Genomic DNA, 15,877 nt, shown 5'->3' with positions numbered 1-15,877 from the left:
ATCCGGCAATGATGCGTTCCCCTCTGTTCCTTGCGCTGGCCCTGGCGTTCACCGCCGGTGCTCCGCTGCTGCCGGCCGACGCCGCTGCCCAGAACGCGCGCGCGGTGCGCGCCACTGCCGAGATGAGCATGGCGCTGTCGGGCAGCATCGATGTGGCGGCCGACGGGTCGGTCAGCAAGCTGGTGCTGGACCAGCAGGCGATGCTCGCACCAGGCATCGCATCGTTCGTGGAAGGCACCATCCGCGGCTGGCAGTTCGAACCGACGCTGCACGACGGCAAGCCGGTGGCCGTCCACGCGCCGTTGCGGGTACGCCTGCGTGGCAAGGAGCAGGACGACGGCAGCTACCAGGTCAGCATGACCAGTGTCGACTTCAGTGACTATGATCCGAAGGCTACCGACTCGGTCACCCAGAAGCGCATGCCGCCACCGCGCTACCCCGAGGATGCCTTCCGCAATGGTGGGCAGGGTGACGTACTGCTGCTGGTCCAGGTTGCGCGCGACGGCACCGTCGCCGATGTCGTTGCCGAACAGGTGAACATGACGGTGGTCGCACCGGAACGGACCATGGCCAGGATGCGTGACATCCTCGCCAAGGCCAGCATCAGTGCGGCCCGCAAGTGGACCTTCGTGCCGCCGACCACCGGCGAGGAGAGCACGCTGGACTCCTGGACCGTGCGCGTGCCGGTCACCTTCGCCCTGAACAACAGCGACAACGGCCAGCCGGAACGCTATGGCCGCTGGCGTGCCTTCATCCCCGGCCCGCGCCAGGCCGCACCGTGGCGCAAGCCGGATACCGCCGGACAGGTGGGCAGTGATCTGCTGCCGGCCGGCGGTGTGTACATGGTCGATGGCACCCAGCGCGGCCTGCGCCTGCTGACGCCGCTGGCCCAGCGCTGAGACCGGCGCGGTGAAGCGGCCGGCCTGGCCGGCTGCTTCTCAGTCCGCGTACGGGTAGACCACCACCCGGTTGCGGCCCTGTTCCTTGGCCATGTACAGGGCCTTGTCGGCCAGCCGCAGCGCCTGTTCGGCATCGACATGGAAGCTGGGGAAGTGGGCCACGCCCAGCGAGACGGTGATAGCGCCCACCGGCTCGAACGGATGATCTGCAATGTGCTGGCGCAGGCGCTCGCCGGCCTGGCGCGCCGAGTCGGTGCTGATGCCCGGCAACAGCAGCAGGAATTCCTCGCCACCGGCACGGCAGAGGATGTCGCTGTCGCGTGAGTAGCGGCGCATCTGGTCGGCGATATGGACGATGGCGGCGTCACCGACGTCGTGGCCGTGGCTGTCGTTGATCGATTTGAAGCGATCGATGTCCAGCGCCAGGATCGCGAAAGGAATGCCCTGCACCTGCAGTGCATCCAGCGCCTGCTGCAGGCCACGGCGGTTGAGCAGGCCGGTGAGCGGATCGGTGCGGCTGGCGCGGTTGAGCGTGCCGATGCGGTCCTGCAGGGCGTTGAAGCTGTGCAGTACCGCCTGCTTGAGCTGGGCAACCTCGAAGTACCACGCGCGGATGCCGCTGACGTGGTTGATCGCGTTGCCGGTGTCCTCGCCACCCTGCACGTTGCGCGCCAGCTGCCACAGCGGCATCGAGATGCGCCGGGCGAACCACCAGGTGATCAGCAGTGACAGCAGGCCGAGCGGGATCGCGTTCCAGATCACTGCGGTCATCAACCGCGACAACGGCTGCAACGTGGCCTCGGTCGGCCGCTGGGCGATGATGCCCCAGCCCGTGGCCGGTACCGGTGCATAGCCGGCCAGCATCGACACGCCCAGGTTGTTGCGGACCTGCTGTGCGCCGCGTTCGCCGCGCACCACCGCCTTCACCGCCGGGTTGCCGACCACGTAGTCGCCCACCCGCTTGCCGTCGGCGTGGTACAGCAGACGGCCATGGCGGTCGACCACGTACAGGTAGGAGCCGTCGCGATAGTAGTGCTTGCCCAGCAGTGTATGCAGCGCGCTGCGCTGGCGCAGGTACAGGGTGCCGCTGACGTAGCCGCGGTAGCGGCCCTGACGATCGAAGATCGGGTGCGACAGCGAGACCAGCAGCTTGCCCGTGGCCGACTGGTACGGGTCACTGATCATCGGCTGGCGCGCGGCCAGTGCGGCGTTGTTGCCGACGCTGTGCAGGATCTCGCCCTGCAGCTGCAGGGTCTGCGGCGAGGTGGCGATCACCAGGCCATCGGCGTCCACTACCAGCGAGGAGTTGAAGCTGTTGGTCTGCAGCTGCAGGCGGCTGGCTTCATCCTGGGCCTGCTTCGGATCCAGGTCGCTCTGGCCGAGCCGGGTGGCGGCGTAGGCCAGCTCCTGTTGCGCGGCCAGCAGGAAGTTCTGGGTGGTCTCGGCCAGCTTGGTGGCATAGACGCGGTTGGCTTCCAGGGTATTGCCGACCAGCTGGTCGCGCTGCACGCGGTAGCTGGCCAGCAGGGTATTGGCCAGGGCGATGATGGCGCTGAGCAGGGCCAGGGCGAGGATCAGCTTGCCCAGGTTGAGGCGGGGAGACAGCGTTGGCATGCGTCGACGGATCCGGCAGGAGGCTGGACCCGACCGGTTCTCCGGAAGGGGCGACAGCGGGAATCGGTGCCCACGCCCGCAGGGCCGGGCAGGGTATCGGGCGAATTATCGCCAAAAGCGGGCGGCGGCAAAGTGAAGTGGGTCGCCCTGCAGGCAAAAAAAAACCTGCCGCAGCGAGCGGCAGGTCCTTTTCGATGCAACGCAGTGGATCAGCGCTTCATCGATCCGAAGAACTCGTCGTTGGACTTGGTGTTCTTCATCTTGTCCAGCAGGAACTCCATCGCGGCCATCTCATCCATCGGATGCAGCAGCTTGCGCAGGATCCAGATCTTCTGCAGCAGCTCCGGCTCGATCAGCAGGTCTTCGCGGCGGGTGCCGGAACGGTTGATGTCGATGGCCGGGAACACACGCTTTTCAGCGATACGACGGCTCAGGTGCACTTCGCTGTTGCCGGTGCCCTTGAACTCTTCGTAGATCACCTCGTCCATCTTCGAGCCGGTGTCGACCAGCGCGGTGGCGATGATGGTCAGGCTGCCGCCTTCTTCCACGTTGCGCGCGGCACCGAAGAAGCGCTTCGGGCGATGCAGGGCGTTGGCGTCCACACCACCGGTCAGCACCTTGCCCGAGCTCGGCACCACGTTGTTGTAGGCGCGGGCCAGGCGGGTGATCGAGTCGAGCAGGATCACCACGTCCTTCTTGTGCTCGACCAGGCGCTTGGCGCGCTCGATGACCATTTCGGCCACCTGCACGTGGCGCGCGGCCGGCTCGTCGAAGGTCGAGCTGATGACCTCGCCGCGCACGGTGCGCTGCATTTCGGTCACTTCTTCCGGGCGCTCATCGATCAGCAGCACGATCAGGTGCACGTCCGGATGGTTGGTGGTGATGGCCGTGGCGACCTGCTGCATCATCATCGTCTTGCCCGCCTTCGGCTGGGACACGATGAGCGAACGCTGGCCCTTGCCCTGCGGCGCCATCAGATCGAGGATGCGGCCGGTAATGTCTTCCGACGAACCGTTGCCACGCTCCAGGGTGAAGCGGCGGCGCGGGAACAGCGCGGTCAGGTTCTCGAACAGCACCTTGTTCTTCGACGCTTCGATCGGCTCGCCGTTGATGGTGTCGACGATGTTCAGCGCGAAGTAGCGCTCGCCATCCTTCGGGAAGCGGATGCGGCCGGAGATGTGGTCGCCGGTGCGCAGGTTGAAGCGGCGGATCTGGCTGGGCGAGATGTAGGTGTCGTCCGGGCCGGCCAGGTAGCTGGCTTCGGCCGCGCGCAGGAAGCCGAAGCCGTCCGGCAGGATTTCCAGCACGCCATCGGCGGCAACGCCGTCGCCGTGGCGGGTCAGCACCTTCAGCAGGGCGAAGATCACGTCCTGCTTGCGGGCACGGGCCACGCCTTCGGAGATCTGCAGCTGCTCGGCGATTTCCAGCAGCTTCTGTGCCGGCATGCGCTTGAGGTCGCTCAGCGAGTAGACCGGGAAGCCTTCCGGCACATTGGCGTGCGGACGCGGCACGAAGGGCTGCTGATCGCCACCGTCCTGCGGCATGCCGTCATCACGGCCACCGCGGTTGCGGTCACGGTCGCGACGGTTGCGGAAACGGTCGCGGCGATTGCCCTGGCCCTGCTGGCCGTTCTGGTTGTACGGGTTGTTGTTCTGACCCTGGCCCTGGTTCTGGTTCTGGCCACCGCCCTGGTGGTTCTGCTGGCGCTGTCCGGATTCGCGGCCTTCGCCACCCTCACCGCCGCCGGAGGCGGGGGCTTCAGCGGCAGGCGCGCTCGGCGCGGGGGCGGCTGCAGCCGGTGCCGGCGCTTCGGGCGCGGCTGCCAGCGGCAGGGTCGGCTGCGCCGGAGCGGCGCTGGTTTCGGCGGCTGCCGGAGCGGCGGCCTTGCTCACGCGGGGCTTGCGCACGCGCTTTTCGGCGGGCGCATCGGCGCTGCCGGTTTCGGAAGTGTTATCGGACAAGAGCGTTATTCCTCGCTTGAAGGTGCGAGCGCCCGGCTGGGGCGGCGAACGTTGGGAATGGGTCTGGAAGAAACTGCGTCCAGAGGGTGCGGCACGCGAACGCGGCCGGATATGCCGACACTATCATCGGCCTGCGGCGGCTTGCAAGGGTCGCCGGGAACAGCATTCATGATGGACGCGGGGCGCCCGCCGGCAGCCGCGGGCGGCGGCTGCCGGGAACAGCAGGATCAGGCCAGGGCCTTGTCCAGCAGGCCGGCCAGCTGGGCCTTGCCCACCGCACCGATCTGCTCGCCGACCTTCTCGCCGTCCTTGAACACGACCAGGTACGGAATCGAACGCACGTGGTACTTGGCGGCCAGCGCGCGGTTGTGGTCGACGTTGACCTTGGCGATCTTGGCGCGGCCCTGGTAGGCATCGGCCAGTTCGTCCAGCGCCGGGGCAATCATCTTGCAGGGGCCACACCACTCGGCCCAGAAATCGACCAGCACCGGTTCCTTGGAATTCAGCACTGCGCTATCAAAGTCGGCGTCGCCGACATGTACAACCTTGTCGCTCATCTTGGTTTCTCGTCTTGGATTGCACCCGGCCATGCCGGAGGTGGGTGAACTGGGCCATGCCCGGTGGCGCGACCCTCGTCGTTGCCTCGCGGCGCACTGCCGCGGTGCGTTCGGCGGGATGCCTGGACGCTCACGGCCGGCAGTGTACCCCTATCGCAGGGCAGGGACAGGCGCCGGCTGGAACCCAGCGTATCGTGATCGCTTCGATGGCCGGTATGTGTCGGATTTCACTGTCTTCCTGTACATGGGGCTGGCAGTGGGCGACACCAGCGACCCCGGGCAGGCCGTTCAAGTCCGGTGTGGCTGGGTGAAGGCGGCGTCTCCGCAGGTTGTGAGACGCCGCATTCCGGTTTGCCTGCCCGAGTGCGGTAAACTGGGGCATTGTGCGGCGCGCGGACCGGGTGGTCCCAGCCTGCCAACCCGCCGCAGGGGCCGCAGTTTGCGACGGTGCCCCTAGACGATGAAGTGCCAGCCGCCCCACGGGCCGGCGGCCATACCAAGACGGACTCATGAGCGACAAACCGCTGACCGATTTGACCTTCTCCTCCTTCGAGTTGCATCCGGCCCTGCAGGCCGGCCTTGAAGGAGCCGGATTCACCCGCTGCACCCCGATCCAGGCGCTGACCCTGCCGGTCGCGCTGCCCGGTGGTGATGTTGCCGGCCAGGCCCAGACCGGCACCGGCAAGACCCTGGCCTTCCTGGTCGCTGTCGTGAACCGCCTGCTGACCCGCCCGGCCCTGGCCGACCGCAAGCCGGAAGATCCGCGCGCGCTGATCCTTGCCCCGACCCGCGAACTGGCCATCCAGATCCACAAGGATGCGGTGAAGTTCGGTTCCGACCTGGGCCTGCGTTTCGCGCTGGTCTACGGCGGCGTCGACTATGACAAGCAGCGCGAGCTGCTGCAGCAGGGCGTGGACGTGATCATCGCCACCCCGGGCCGCCTGATCGACTACGTCAAGCAGCACAAGGTGGTTTCGCTGCACGCCTGCGAGATCTGCGTGCTGGACGAAGCCGATCGCATGTTCGATCTGGGCTTCATCAAGGACATCCGCTTCCTGCTGCGCCGCATGCCGGAACGCACCATCCGCCAGACCCTGCTGTTCAGCGCCACCCTCAGCCATCGCGTGCTGGAGCTGGCCTACGAGCACATGAACGAGCCGCAGAAGCTGGTGGTCGAAGCCGAGACCATCACCGCCGCGCGCGTGCGCCAGCGCATCTACTTCCCGGCCGACGACGAGAAGATCCCGCTGCTGCTGGGCCTGCTGTCGCGCAGCGAAGGCGCGCGCACCATGGTGTTCGTCAATACCAAGGTGTTCGTCGAGCGCGTCGCCCGTTCGCTGGAAAAGGCCGGCTACCGTGTCGGCGTGCTGTCCGGCGACGTGCCGCAGAAGAAGCGCGAGAGCCTGCTCAACCGCTTCCAGAAGGGCCAGCTGGAGATCCTGGTGGCCACCGACGTGGCCGCGCGCGGCCTGCATATCGACGGCATCAAGTACGTCTACAACTACGACCTGCCGTTCGACGCCGAAGACTACGTGCACCGCATCGGTCGTACCGCGCGCCTGGGCGAAGAGGGTGATGCGATCAGCTTCGCCTGCGAACGCTACGCCATGGGCCTGCCGGACATCGAGGCCTACATCGAGCAGAAGATCCCGTCCGAGCCGGTCACCAAGGAACTGCTGACCCCGCTGCCGCGCCCGGAACGCCCGGCACCGGCCGCTGGCGAGGAAGGTGAGGAGAACGAGAGCGTCGGCCAGATCTTCCGTGAAGCGCGCGAAGCACGTGCCGCCGAAGAAGAGCGTCGTGGTGGTGGTCGCAGTGGTGGCCGCTCCGGCGGCGGCCGTGGCGAGCGTCGCGACGGCGAGCGCGGCGGCGAGCGCCGTTCGCGTGGCCCGCGCAAGCCGCGCGTGGAAGGCGAGCAGGCCGCAGCTGCCCCGGCTGAAGGTGCTCAAGCCGCCGTCGCCCAGGCCCCGCGTCCGCCGCGCCCGCCGCGTGCCGAGGGGGCACCGGAAGGTGCCGTGGATGGCGAGCGCAAGCCGCGCAAGCGCCGTCGTCGTCGCCATGGCCGTCCGGTCGAGGGTGGCGAGGGCGTGCAGGCCAGCGCCGGCAATGGCGCCAGCCCGGTGACCCCGGTGCAGGTGGTGGCCAAGCCGGTGCGCACGGCGGCCGATACTGGCGATTCGTTCCTGACCCGCATCGGCCGCAAGATCCGTCGGATGCTGTCGGGCAACTGAGCCGGTAGCGCCCGACCGTTGGTCGGGCGACATCAGGGGTGTGCCGACCAACGGTCGGCACCCACCAAGCCGGACCGGTAGCACCCGACCGTCGGTCGGGTGGCTTTGAAGGGTAGTGCCGGCCGCTGGCCGGCATGCCGCGCAGCCGCCGGCCACGCAACCCTGTCGCATCTGACTCTGGCCGCGCCTCGCGGCCTCCAGCCAAGCTGGCGCCTCCCGCATCTGGAGGCGTCACGTGATGGCATCCGTACCCTGTTACGACGCATTCGATCTGCATTACGCGCAGCACGTGGCGGCTTCTGCATCGCGTCCGCTGGAACGCCGGACACTGCTGGAGCTGGCCGGTCCACTGCAGGGGCGGGATGTCATCGATCTGGCCTGCGGCTCCGGCGATTTCGGCCGCCACCTTCTGTTGCACGGGGCACGTAGTGCCCTCGGTGTCGATCTGTCCGCCGCGATGATCGAGCAGGCGCGCCGGCTTTCCGGGCAAGGCGGTGACGCCATGCAGTTCCTGCAGGGCGACGCGACCCGCCTGGACCTGCCGGCCCGCTTCGATATTGCCGTGGCGGTCTGGCTGTTCAACCACGCCGATACGCTGCAGGAACTGGAGCGCATGTACCGGGCGGCAGCCCGTGTCCTCAGGCCGGGCGGACGGCTGCTGGGCATCGTCACCCATCCGGCCTTCCGCTTGGCCCGGGGCGACTTCTCGCGCTACGGCGCACGCATCGTCCGGCAGCAGGCGCTGGAGGATCATCACCTGGTGGAGGTCGCGTTCGCCGATGCCGCCGAGGCCCGCGTCACCGACCATCAATGGCGCGCGGACCAGCACGAGCAGGCGGCCGCCCGCGCGGGACTGCCCGGGCTGCAGTGGCAGGTGCCGGCGCCGACAGCGGCGGAGTGCGAGGGTCGGCCTGCCGGCTTCTGGGATGAATACCGCGACAACAACGCGCTGGTGGTCCTGCACGCCCGCAGGGAAGGGTAGCGCCCGGGCGCTACCGATCGGTGGCGCCGCTCCTGCATAATCGGGGCATGAGTGTCCTGCGCTTCGACAATGTCAGCAAACAGTACGCCGGTGGCCACGAGGCGCTGATCGATGTCAGCTTCGAGGTCGCGCCGGGCGAGATGCTGTTCGTCACCGGCCATTCCGGTGCGGGCAAGAGCACCCTGCTCAAGTTGATCCACCTCGATGAGCGGCCCAGCCGCGGCGCGGTGGTGTTCGACGAGCGCAACCTGCTGAAAGTGCGCGGTGGCGACGTGCCCCGCCACCGACGCGCGGTGGGGGCGGTCTACCAGGACCACCGCCTGCTGATGGACCGCTCGATCGCCGAGAACGTGGCGCTGCCGCTGATTCTGCGCGGCACCCGCCGTGGCGACATCAGCAAGCGCGTGCGCTCGGTGCTGGAACGGATGGGCCTGGGCCATCGCGAAAAGGCGCTGCCCTCGCAGCTGTCGGCCGGCGAGCAGCAGCGCGTCGGCATCGCCCGCGCCATTGTCGGTGAGCCCAAGCTGCTGGTGGCCGATGAGCCGACCGGCAACCTCGACCCGACCCTGGCGGCGGAGATCATGGCGCTGTTCGCCGAGCTGCCCTCGCGTGGCACCAGCGTGCTGGTGGTCAGCCATGACCTGCCGCTGCTGCGCCGCATGCGCAAGCGCGTGCTGATCCTCGACCACGGCCGGCTGGTGGATGACATCTCGCCGCAGGACCTGGCGGAGTAACCGATGGCGAAGAACGAAAACAGCGAAGCCGCCGCCCCCTCGCGCGTGGGCGTCTGGTTCCAGCACCACGTGCACAGCGTGGTGTTCAGCCTGGGCCGCGCATGCCGCAAGCCGTGGGCGACCCTGCTGACGGTGATGGTCATGGCATTGGCGCTGGCGTTGCCGCTGGGGCTGTCGATCGCCCTGGACAACCTCAAGCAGTTCGCCGGCAGCGTGCAGCAGTCGCGCGACATCAACGTGTTCCTGAAGGGCAACGTGGATGGGCCCGGCGCGCTGCGCCTGGCCGGGCAGCTGCGCGACCGCGACGATGTGGCCGAAGTGAACGTGCGCACGCCCGAGCAGGGCCTGCAGGAACTGCGCGATGCGGGCCTCGGTGAGGCGATCGACGCACTCAACGACAATCCGCTGCCCTCGCTGCTGGTGATCACCCCCGGCCAGGGCAAGGATGACGCACGCCTGGCGCGCGCGCTGGAAAGCCTGCCCGAAGCCGACCTGGTGCAGCACGATGCGCTGTGGCGCCAGCGCCTGGATGCCTGGCTGGCCTTCGGCGCGCGGCTGGTGCAGGTGCTGTCGGTGCTGCTCGGCGTCGGTGCTGCGCTGGTGGTCGGCAACACCGTGCGACTGGACATCCAGGCCCGCCGTGAAGAGATCGGCGTGCTGCAGCTGCTCGGCGCCAGCGATGGCTTCATCCGCCGCCCGTTCCTGTACCTGGGCGCCTGGTATGGCCTGGGCGCCGGCGCGGTGGCGCTGGCCCTGATCGGCGCCGCCGGTGCCGCCCTGCGCGTGCCGCTGGCCGAACTCTCGCGAAGCTACGGCAGCCCGTTCGTGCTGCACGGCCTGGACCTGCTGCACGGCGGCTTGGTCCTGCTCGGCACGCTGCTGCTGGGTTGGCTGGGCGCCTGGCTGGTCACCGGCCACTTCCTCCGCCAGACCCGCCCGACCGACACCTGAGACCGGCATGCAACCGCAAGCGCTGAAGCACCTTGAAGGGCCCGCGACGCGGGTGATGGTGGTCGATGGTTCGAAGCTGGTGCGCAAGCTGATCGCCGACGTCCTGCAGCGCGACCTGCCGGGCGTGGAGGTGATCGGCTGCGACAGCATCGAGGATGCGCAGCAGGCGCTGGCGCAGGGCCCGGTGGACCTGGTGACGACCTCGCTGACCCTGCGCGATGGCGACGGCCTGGCGCTGGCGCGGATGGTGCGCGAAGCGGCCGGCCAGGCCTATGTGCCGGTGATCGTGGTTTCCGGCGATGCCCAGCAGCACCTGGAGCAGCGCCGCTTCACCGAGTACGTCACCGACTATTTCGACAAGGCGCTGGGCCATGAGGCACTGGCGACCTTCATCCGCGGCTACGTGCAGCCGCAGACCATTCCCGGCGCCACCATCCTCTACATCGAGGACAGCCGCGTGGTGGCCGAGGCCACCAAGCGCATGCTGGAACGCCAGCAGTTGAACGTGCTGCACGTGGTCAGCGCCGAAGAAGCGTTCACCCTGCTCACCGCCGAGTCGCTGGGCCGCAGTCGCCATCGCATCGACCTGGTGCTGACCGACGTCACCCTGAAGGGCGAACTGAGCGGTCGCGACGTGGTGCAGCGTGTGCGCGTGGACTTCGGCTACGGCAAGCGCCGCCTGCCGGTGCTGGTGATGACCGGCGACGGCAATCCGCACAACCAGACCGGGCTGCTGCAGTCCGGTGCCAACGACCTGGTGTTGAAGCCGATCGAAGAACGGCTGCTGGTCACCAAGGTGCTGTTCCAGCTGCGGCTGGCCCGATTGAACGATGGACCCCTGTTGCGATGATGGATGAAGTAGCCGACACCCCGACGATCCAGCTGGAACCGAGCTGGAAGCTGCATGTCGGCGATTACCTGTTGCAGCCGCAGATGCGCGAGCTGTCCAGCTTCCTGCGCCAGCGCAAGGCCGGTGGCGCGGCGGTGTTCCCGCCCGGCCCGCAGATCTTCGCCGCGTTCGACGCCACGCCGTTCGAGCAGGTGAAGGTGGTGATCCTCGGGCAGGACCCGTACCACGGCCGTGGCCAGGCGCACGGCCTGAGTTTCTCGGTGCCGCCGGGCGTGCCGGTGCCGCCGTCGCTGCTGAACATCTACAAGGAGATCGAGAGCGATCTCGGTATCCCGCGTCCGGACCATGGCTGCCTGATTCCATGGGCGCAGCGTGGCGTGCTGCTGCTCAATGCGGTGCTGACGGTGGAGGAGGGCAAGGCCGGTGCGCACCAGGGGCGCGGCTGGGAAGGCTTTACTGACCACGTGGTGGACGTGCTCAACCGCGAGCGCGAAGGGCTGGTGTTCATGCTCTGGGGCGCCTATGCGCAGCAGAAGGGCAAGGTCATCGATACCCGCCGCCACCGCGTGCTGAAGTCGCCGCATCCGTCGCCGCTGTCGGCCCACCGTGGCTTCCTCGGCTGCCGGCATTTCTCGATGGCCAACGAGTACCTGCAGCGCCGCAGCCAGGTCCCGATCGACTGGTCGCTGCCGCCGCGTTCGGCGCTCTGAGCCCTGGCGGGTGACCGGGCCTGAACACCCGGCAACGTCCCCGGACCTGAATGGGTCCTGCGAACGGCCCGTTCAGCTCCGCTTGACCGGAATCGGCCGGTTTCCAGTAGGTAATTGTTTGAATTCCAAGGGATTGTGAATCCCGAAAAGCGTGCTCGCCACTGTCATCAAATCGCGCTACGGTAGGGCACTGTTTGGGACCAGTGTTGCATCAATGGGACGCTGGAACTTTTTCCTCCTTTAGCAGTCCAAATGCCGGACTGCTAAGATGGGTGCCTATGAGCCAGAACACCTCTACTGCCCTTGTGGCAAACAATCTCCCGATTCCCAGTGCGCTCGGTTCGCTGGACGCCTACATCGGTGCCGTGCACCAGATCCCGGTGCTGTCGGTCGATGACGAACAGGACCTGGCCCGTCGCTTCCGCGACGGCAACGATCTGGACGCTGCCCGCGAGCTGGTGCATTCGCACCTGCGCTTTGTGGTGCATGTGGCCCGCGGCTACAACGGCTACGGCCTTGCCCTGGGCGACCTGATCCAGGAAGGCAACATCGGCCTGATGAAGGCGGTCAAGCGCTTCGACCCGGACATGGGCGTGCGCCTGGTCTCCTTTGCCGTGCACTGGATCCGTGCCGAGATGCACGAGTTCATCCTGAAGAACTGGCGCATCGTGAAGGTCGCCACCACCAAGGCACAGCGCAAGCTGTTCTTCAACCTGCGCAAGTCGAAGACGCGCCTGGGCTGGATGAACGCGGCTGAGGTGAGCGCGGTGGCCAAGGACCTGAACGTGTCCGAGCGTGAGGTCATGGAAATGGAGTCGCGGCTGTCCGGTCGCGATATCGGTTTCGATGCGCCGACCGACGAGGACAACGAGCACGCGCCGCCGTCGCCGGCCGCGTTCCTGGTCGCCAACGACGAAGACCCGTCGATGGCCTACGAACGTGCCGACAGCGAAGACAACCAGATGCAGCTGCTGCGCGAAGGCTTGGCCGAGCTGGACGCCCGCTCGCGCGACATCATCCGCCGCCGCTGGCTGGACGCGGACAGCAAGGTGACGCTGCAGGAGCTGGCCGACGAGTACGGCGTGTCGGCCGAGCGCATCCGCCAGGTTGAAGCGAATGCGCTGAAGAAGATGAAGGCGCTGTTCACCGCGTAAGCGGGAGGGCGTTGAAGCAATGAAAAGGCCCGGCATTGCCGGGCTTTTTCTTTTTGGTGGCGTTCTCATCCACGCATGGCGTGGATCCACCCAAGCTGTGCAATACCAGTAGATCCACGCCATGCGTGGATGCCCTGGTACCGCACCTGCCTCAGCCCTCGCGTGCGATCGCGCGCCAGCCGATGTCGTTGCGGTGGAATTCGTTGGCCCAGCTGATCTTGGCCACGCCGGCATAGGCGTTGGCCTGCGCATCGCGCACGCTGTCGCCCAGCGCCGCCACGCACAGCACGCGGCCGCCGGCACTGAGCACCTGGCCCTGCGTATCCAATGCCGTACCGGCATGGAACACCTTGGCACTGGCCGGCACATCGTCCAGGCCGGAAATCACGTCGCCGGTGATCGGCGATTCCGGGTATGGCCTGGCGGCCAGCACCACGCCCAGCGACGGGCGTGCGTCCCAGTGCGCTTCCACCTGGTCCAGGCGGCCGTCGATGGCGGCTTCCACCAGCTCCACCAGGTCCGACTGCAGGCGCAGCATCACCGGCTGGGTTTCCGGATCGCCGAAGCGCACGTTGAATTCGATCACCTTCGGCGCGCCGCTGGCATCGATCATCAGGCCGGCGTAAAGGAAGCCGGTGAACGGGATGCCGTCGGCGATCATGCCCTGCACGGTGGGGTTCACCACCTCGCGCATCACCCGTGCATGCACCTCCGGGGTCACCACCGGGGCCGGCGAATAGGCGCCCATGCCGCCGGTGTTCGGGCCGGTATCGCCGTCGCCGACGCGCTTGTGGTCCTGCGAGGTGGCCATCGGCAGCGCATGCACGCCGTCCACCATCGAAATGAAGCTGGCTTCCTCGCCGTCGAGGAATTCCTCGATCACCACGCGTGCGCCGGCATCGCCGAACGCGTTGCCGGAGAGCATGTCACGCACCGCGTCTTCGGCTTCGGCCAGGGACATTGCGACGATCACGCCCTTGCCGGCGGCCAGGCCATCGGCCTTGACCACGATCGGTGCGCCCTTCTCGCGCACGTAGGCCAGCGCAGCGTCCACGTCGCTGTGCACGGCGTAGAACGCGGTGGGGATGTTGTGGCGGGCCAGGAAGTCCTTGGCGTAGGCCTTGCTGCCTTCCAGCTGCGCGGCAGCGGCGGTCGGCCCGAAGATGCGCAGGCCGGCGGCGCGGAAGCGGTCGACCACGCCGGCCACCAGCGGTACTTCCGGGCCGACCACGGTCAGCGCTACGCCTTCGGCCTGCGCCAACGCCAGCAGGCCGTCGATATCGGTCACCTTCACCGCCACGTTGCGGCACTTGTCTTCGCTGGCAGTGCCGGCGTTGCCGGGCGCCACGATCACTTCGGTGACACGGGAGGACTGGGCCAGCTTCCATGCCAGGGCGTGTTCGCGGCCGCCAGAGCCGATGACGAGGATCTTCATGGGACAGGGTTCTCGGGTGCGGAAAAGAAAAGCCGGGCAGGGCCCGGCTTCGTAATGCGGATCAATGGCGGAAGTGGCGCACGCCGGTGAACACCATGGCCAGGCCATGTTCGTCGGCGGCGGCGATCACTTCGGCATCGCGCATTGAACCGCCCGGCTGGATGACCGCCTTGATGCCGGCGGCGGCAGCGGCATCGATGCCGTCGCGGAACGGGAAGAACGCATCGGAGGCCATCACCGAGCCCTCGACCACCAGGTTCGCATCGGCGGCCTTGATGCCAGCGATGCGGGCCGAGTACACGCGGCTCATCTGGCCGGCACCGACACCGATGGTGCGGTTGTCCTTGGCATAGACGATCGCGTTGGACTTCACGAACTTGGCGACCTTCCAGGCGAACAGCAGGTCGGTGAACTGCTTGTCGGTCGGCGCCAGCTTGCTGACCACCTTCAGTTCGTCGCGGGTCATGCCGCGGTTGTCCGAGGACTGCAGCAGCAGGCCAGAGCCGACGCGCTTGCTGTCGAAGTTGTTCAGGCCGTCGCCGTGCGGGATGCGCAGCACGCGCACGTTGGCCTTCTTCTGCGCGTATTCCAGCGCGGCCGGCTCGTAGTCCGGGGCAATCAGCACTTCGACGAACTGGCGGTCCAGGATCACCTTGGCGGTGGCCGCGTCCAGCGGTTTGTTGAAGGCGATGATGCCGCCGAAGGCGCTGGTCGGGTCGGTGGCGTAGGCCAGCTCGTAGGCATCGCCGTTGCCGGCGCCGACGGCCACGCCGCACGGGTTGGCGTGCTTGACGATGACGCAGGCCGGCGCGTCGAACTGGCGCACGCATTCCCACGCTGCATCGGCATCGGCCAGGTTGTTGTAGCTCAGTTCCTTGCCCTGCAGCTGCTGGAAGGTGGCCAGCGTGCCCGGCACCGGGTAGAGATCGCGGTAGAACGCGCCGCTCTGGTGCGGGTTCTCGCCGTAGCGCAGGTCCATCACCTTCACGAAGGTGGAGTTCATCTGTGCCGGGTACTCGGTACGCGCCGGCACGGTGGCGTCGGTGGCGGTGACCGCCGACAGGTAGTTGCTGATCGCCGCATCGTACTGGGCGACGCGGTTGAACGCGGCCACCGAGAATGCGAAGCGGGTGGCAGCCGACAGCTGGCCGTTGTTGGCGTCCAGCGAAGCCAGCAGTTCGGCGTACTGCGACGGATCGGTGGCCACCGCCACGCGGGCGAAGTTCTTGGCCGCCGAGCGCAGCATGGCCGGGCCGCCGATGTCGATGTTCTCGACCGCGTCGGCCAGGGTGCAGTCGGCTTTGGCGGTGACCGATTCGAACGGGTACAGGTTCAGTACCAGCAGGTCGATGGCACCGATGCCGTGCTCGGCCATCACTGCATCATCCAGGCCCGAACGGCCCAGCAGGCCGCCGTGCACCATCGGGTGCAGGGTTTTGACCCGGCCGTCCATCATTTCCGGGAAGCCGGTGACGTCGGCCACGTCCTTCACGGCCAGGCCCGCATCGCGGATCGCCTTGGCGGTGCCGCCGGTGGACAGCAGCTCCACGCCGCGTGCCGCCAGCGCAGTGGCCAGCTCGACCAGACCGGTCTTGTCGGAAACGGAGAGGAGGGCCCGGCGGACGGGCAACAGATCAGCAGTCATGGGACAGAATCGGCAGCGGAGCGGGGCCGATATTGTAGGCGGTGGGGGCCGGTGGCGGGCGCCGTCGGGGAAAATCGGCCCGCGCCGATGGCCCTGCGGCCGCCTTCAGCACAACCAGGCCGGGGGGGGGCCGCAAGCAATTCGATGGGGGCGG

The 15,877-nt window shown here is 67.7% G+C and carries 13 protein-coding genes; 8 read left to right on the top strand and 5 right to left on the bottom strand.

Going from position 1 to position 15,877, the window contains the following annotated elements; translation table 11 throughout:
* Positions 1-8: 8 nt before the first annotated feature.
* Positions 9-899 carry an energy transducer TonB gene (locus CCR98_RS18910; protein WP_087923803.1) on the top strand — a complete coding sequence of 297 codons (891 nt, stop codon included), beginning with the start codon at positions 9-11 and terminating at the stop codon, positions 897-899.
* A gap of 39 nt (positions 900-938) precedes the next feature.
* On the opposite strand, the gene CCR98_RS18905 is transcribed toward CCR98_RS18910, so the two are convergent.
* The 3 genes from CCR98_RS18905 to trxA form a co-directional block, all read right to left on the bottom strand.
* A complete protein-coding gene (locus CCR98_RS18905) occupies positions 939-2,513 on the bottom strand; it encodes a sensor domain-containing diguanylate cyclase (RefSeq protein ID WP_087923802.1) in 1,575 nt (524 codons plus the stop codon).
* Between the two features lie 209 nt (positions 2,514-2,722).
* Positions 2,723-4,474, bottom strand: coding sequence for a transcription termination factor Rho (gene rho, locus CCR98_RS18900; protein WP_087923801.1), 1,752 nt, complete (start codon positions 4,472-4,474; stop codon positions 2,723-2,725).
* Between the two features lie 227 nt (positions 4,475-4,701).
* On the bottom strand, positions 4,702-5,031 hold the full coding sequence (gene trxA, locus CCR98_RS18895) for a thioredoxin (protein ID WP_005411275.1): 330 nt from the start codon (positions 5,029-5,031) through the stop codon (positions 4,702-4,704).
* A 509-nt stretch (positions 5,032-5,540) separates the two neighbouring features.
* On the opposite strand from trxA, the gene rhlB reads away from it, so the two are divergent.
* From rhlB to rpoH, 7 genes are all read left to right on the top strand, one after another.
* Positions 5,541-7,262, top strand: a complete 1,722-nt coding sequence (gene rhlB, locus CCR98_RS18885; protein WP_087923800.1) for an ATP-dependent RNA helicase RhlB — start codon at positions 5,541-5,543, stop codon at positions 7,260-7,262.
* Between the two features lie 238 nt (positions 7,263-7,500).
* Positions 7,501-8,244, top strand: a complete 744-nt coding sequence (locus tag CCR98_RS18880) for a class I SAM-dependent methyltransferase (protein ID WP_087923799.1) — start codon at positions 7,501-7,503, stop codon at positions 8,242-8,244.
* Between the two features lie 47 nt (positions 8,245-8,291).
* Positions 8,292-8,978 (top strand): cell division ATP-binding protein FtsE, encoded by a 687-nt coding sequence (gene ftsE / locus CCR98_RS18875; protein ID WP_014648630.1) that lies wholly within the window; start codon positions 8,292-8,294, stop codon positions 8,976-8,978.
* Positions 8,979-8,981: 3 nt separating this feature from the next.
* On the top strand, positions 8,982-9,929 hold the full coding sequence (gene ftsX / locus CCR98_RS18870; RefSeq protein WP_087923798.1) for a permease-like cell division protein FtsX: 948 nt from the start codon (positions 8,982-8,984) through the stop codon (positions 9,927-9,929).
* A gap of 7 nt (positions 9,930-9,936) precedes the next feature.
* Entirely contained in the window at positions 9,937-10,779 is an 843-nt protein-coding gene (locus CCR98_RS18865) for a response regulator (protein ID WP_049424094.1), read from the top strand.
* Positions 10,776-11,489 carry a uracil-DNA glycosylase gene (gene ung, locus CCR98_RS18860; protein WP_087923797.1) on the top strand — a complete coding sequence of 238 codons (714 nt, stop codon included), beginning with the start codon at positions 10,776-10,778 and terminating at the stop codon, positions 11,487-11,489. Before CCR98_RS18865 ends, ung begins: the two co-directional genes overlap by 4 nt.
* A 278-nt stretch (positions 11,490-11,767) precedes the next feature.
* Positions 11,768-12,643 (top strand): RNA polymerase sigma factor RpoH, encoded by an 876-nt coding sequence (rpoH, locus tag CCR98_RS18855; protein ID WP_006473441.1) that lies wholly within the window; start codon positions 11,768-11,770, stop codon positions 12,641-12,643.
* A gap of 151 nt (positions 12,644-12,794) precedes the next feature.
* On the opposite strand, the gene purD is transcribed toward rpoH, so the two are convergent.
* Together purD and purH are read right to left on the bottom strand one after the other, a co-directional pair.
* The gene (gene purD, locus CCR98_RS18850) at positions 12,795-14,078 is read right to left on the bottom strand and encodes a phosphoribosylamine--glycine ligase (RefSeq protein WP_087923796.1); all 1,284 of its coding nucleotides are present in this window, start codon (positions 14,076-14,078) and stop codon (positions 12,795-12,797) included.
* A gap of 61 nt (positions 14,079-14,139) precedes the next feature.
* Positions 14,140-15,723 (bottom strand): bifunctional phosphoribosylaminoimidazolecarboxamide formyltransferase/IMP cyclohydrolase, encoded by a 1,584-nt coding sequence (gene purH / locus CCR98_RS18845; RefSeq protein ID WP_087923795.1) that lies wholly within the window; start codon positions 15,721-15,723, stop codon positions 14,140-14,142.
* Positions 15,724-15,877: the final 154 nt, after the last annotated feature.

Source organism: Stenotrophomonas sp. WZN-1, assembly GCF_002192255.1.
Lineage (GTDB): Bacteria > Pseudomonadota > Gammaproteobacteria > Xanthomonadales > Xanthomonadaceae > Stenotrophomonas.
The sequence above is the reverse complement of the archived record's forward strand: the minus strand, read 5'-3'. Positions and strand labels throughout refer to the sequence as shown.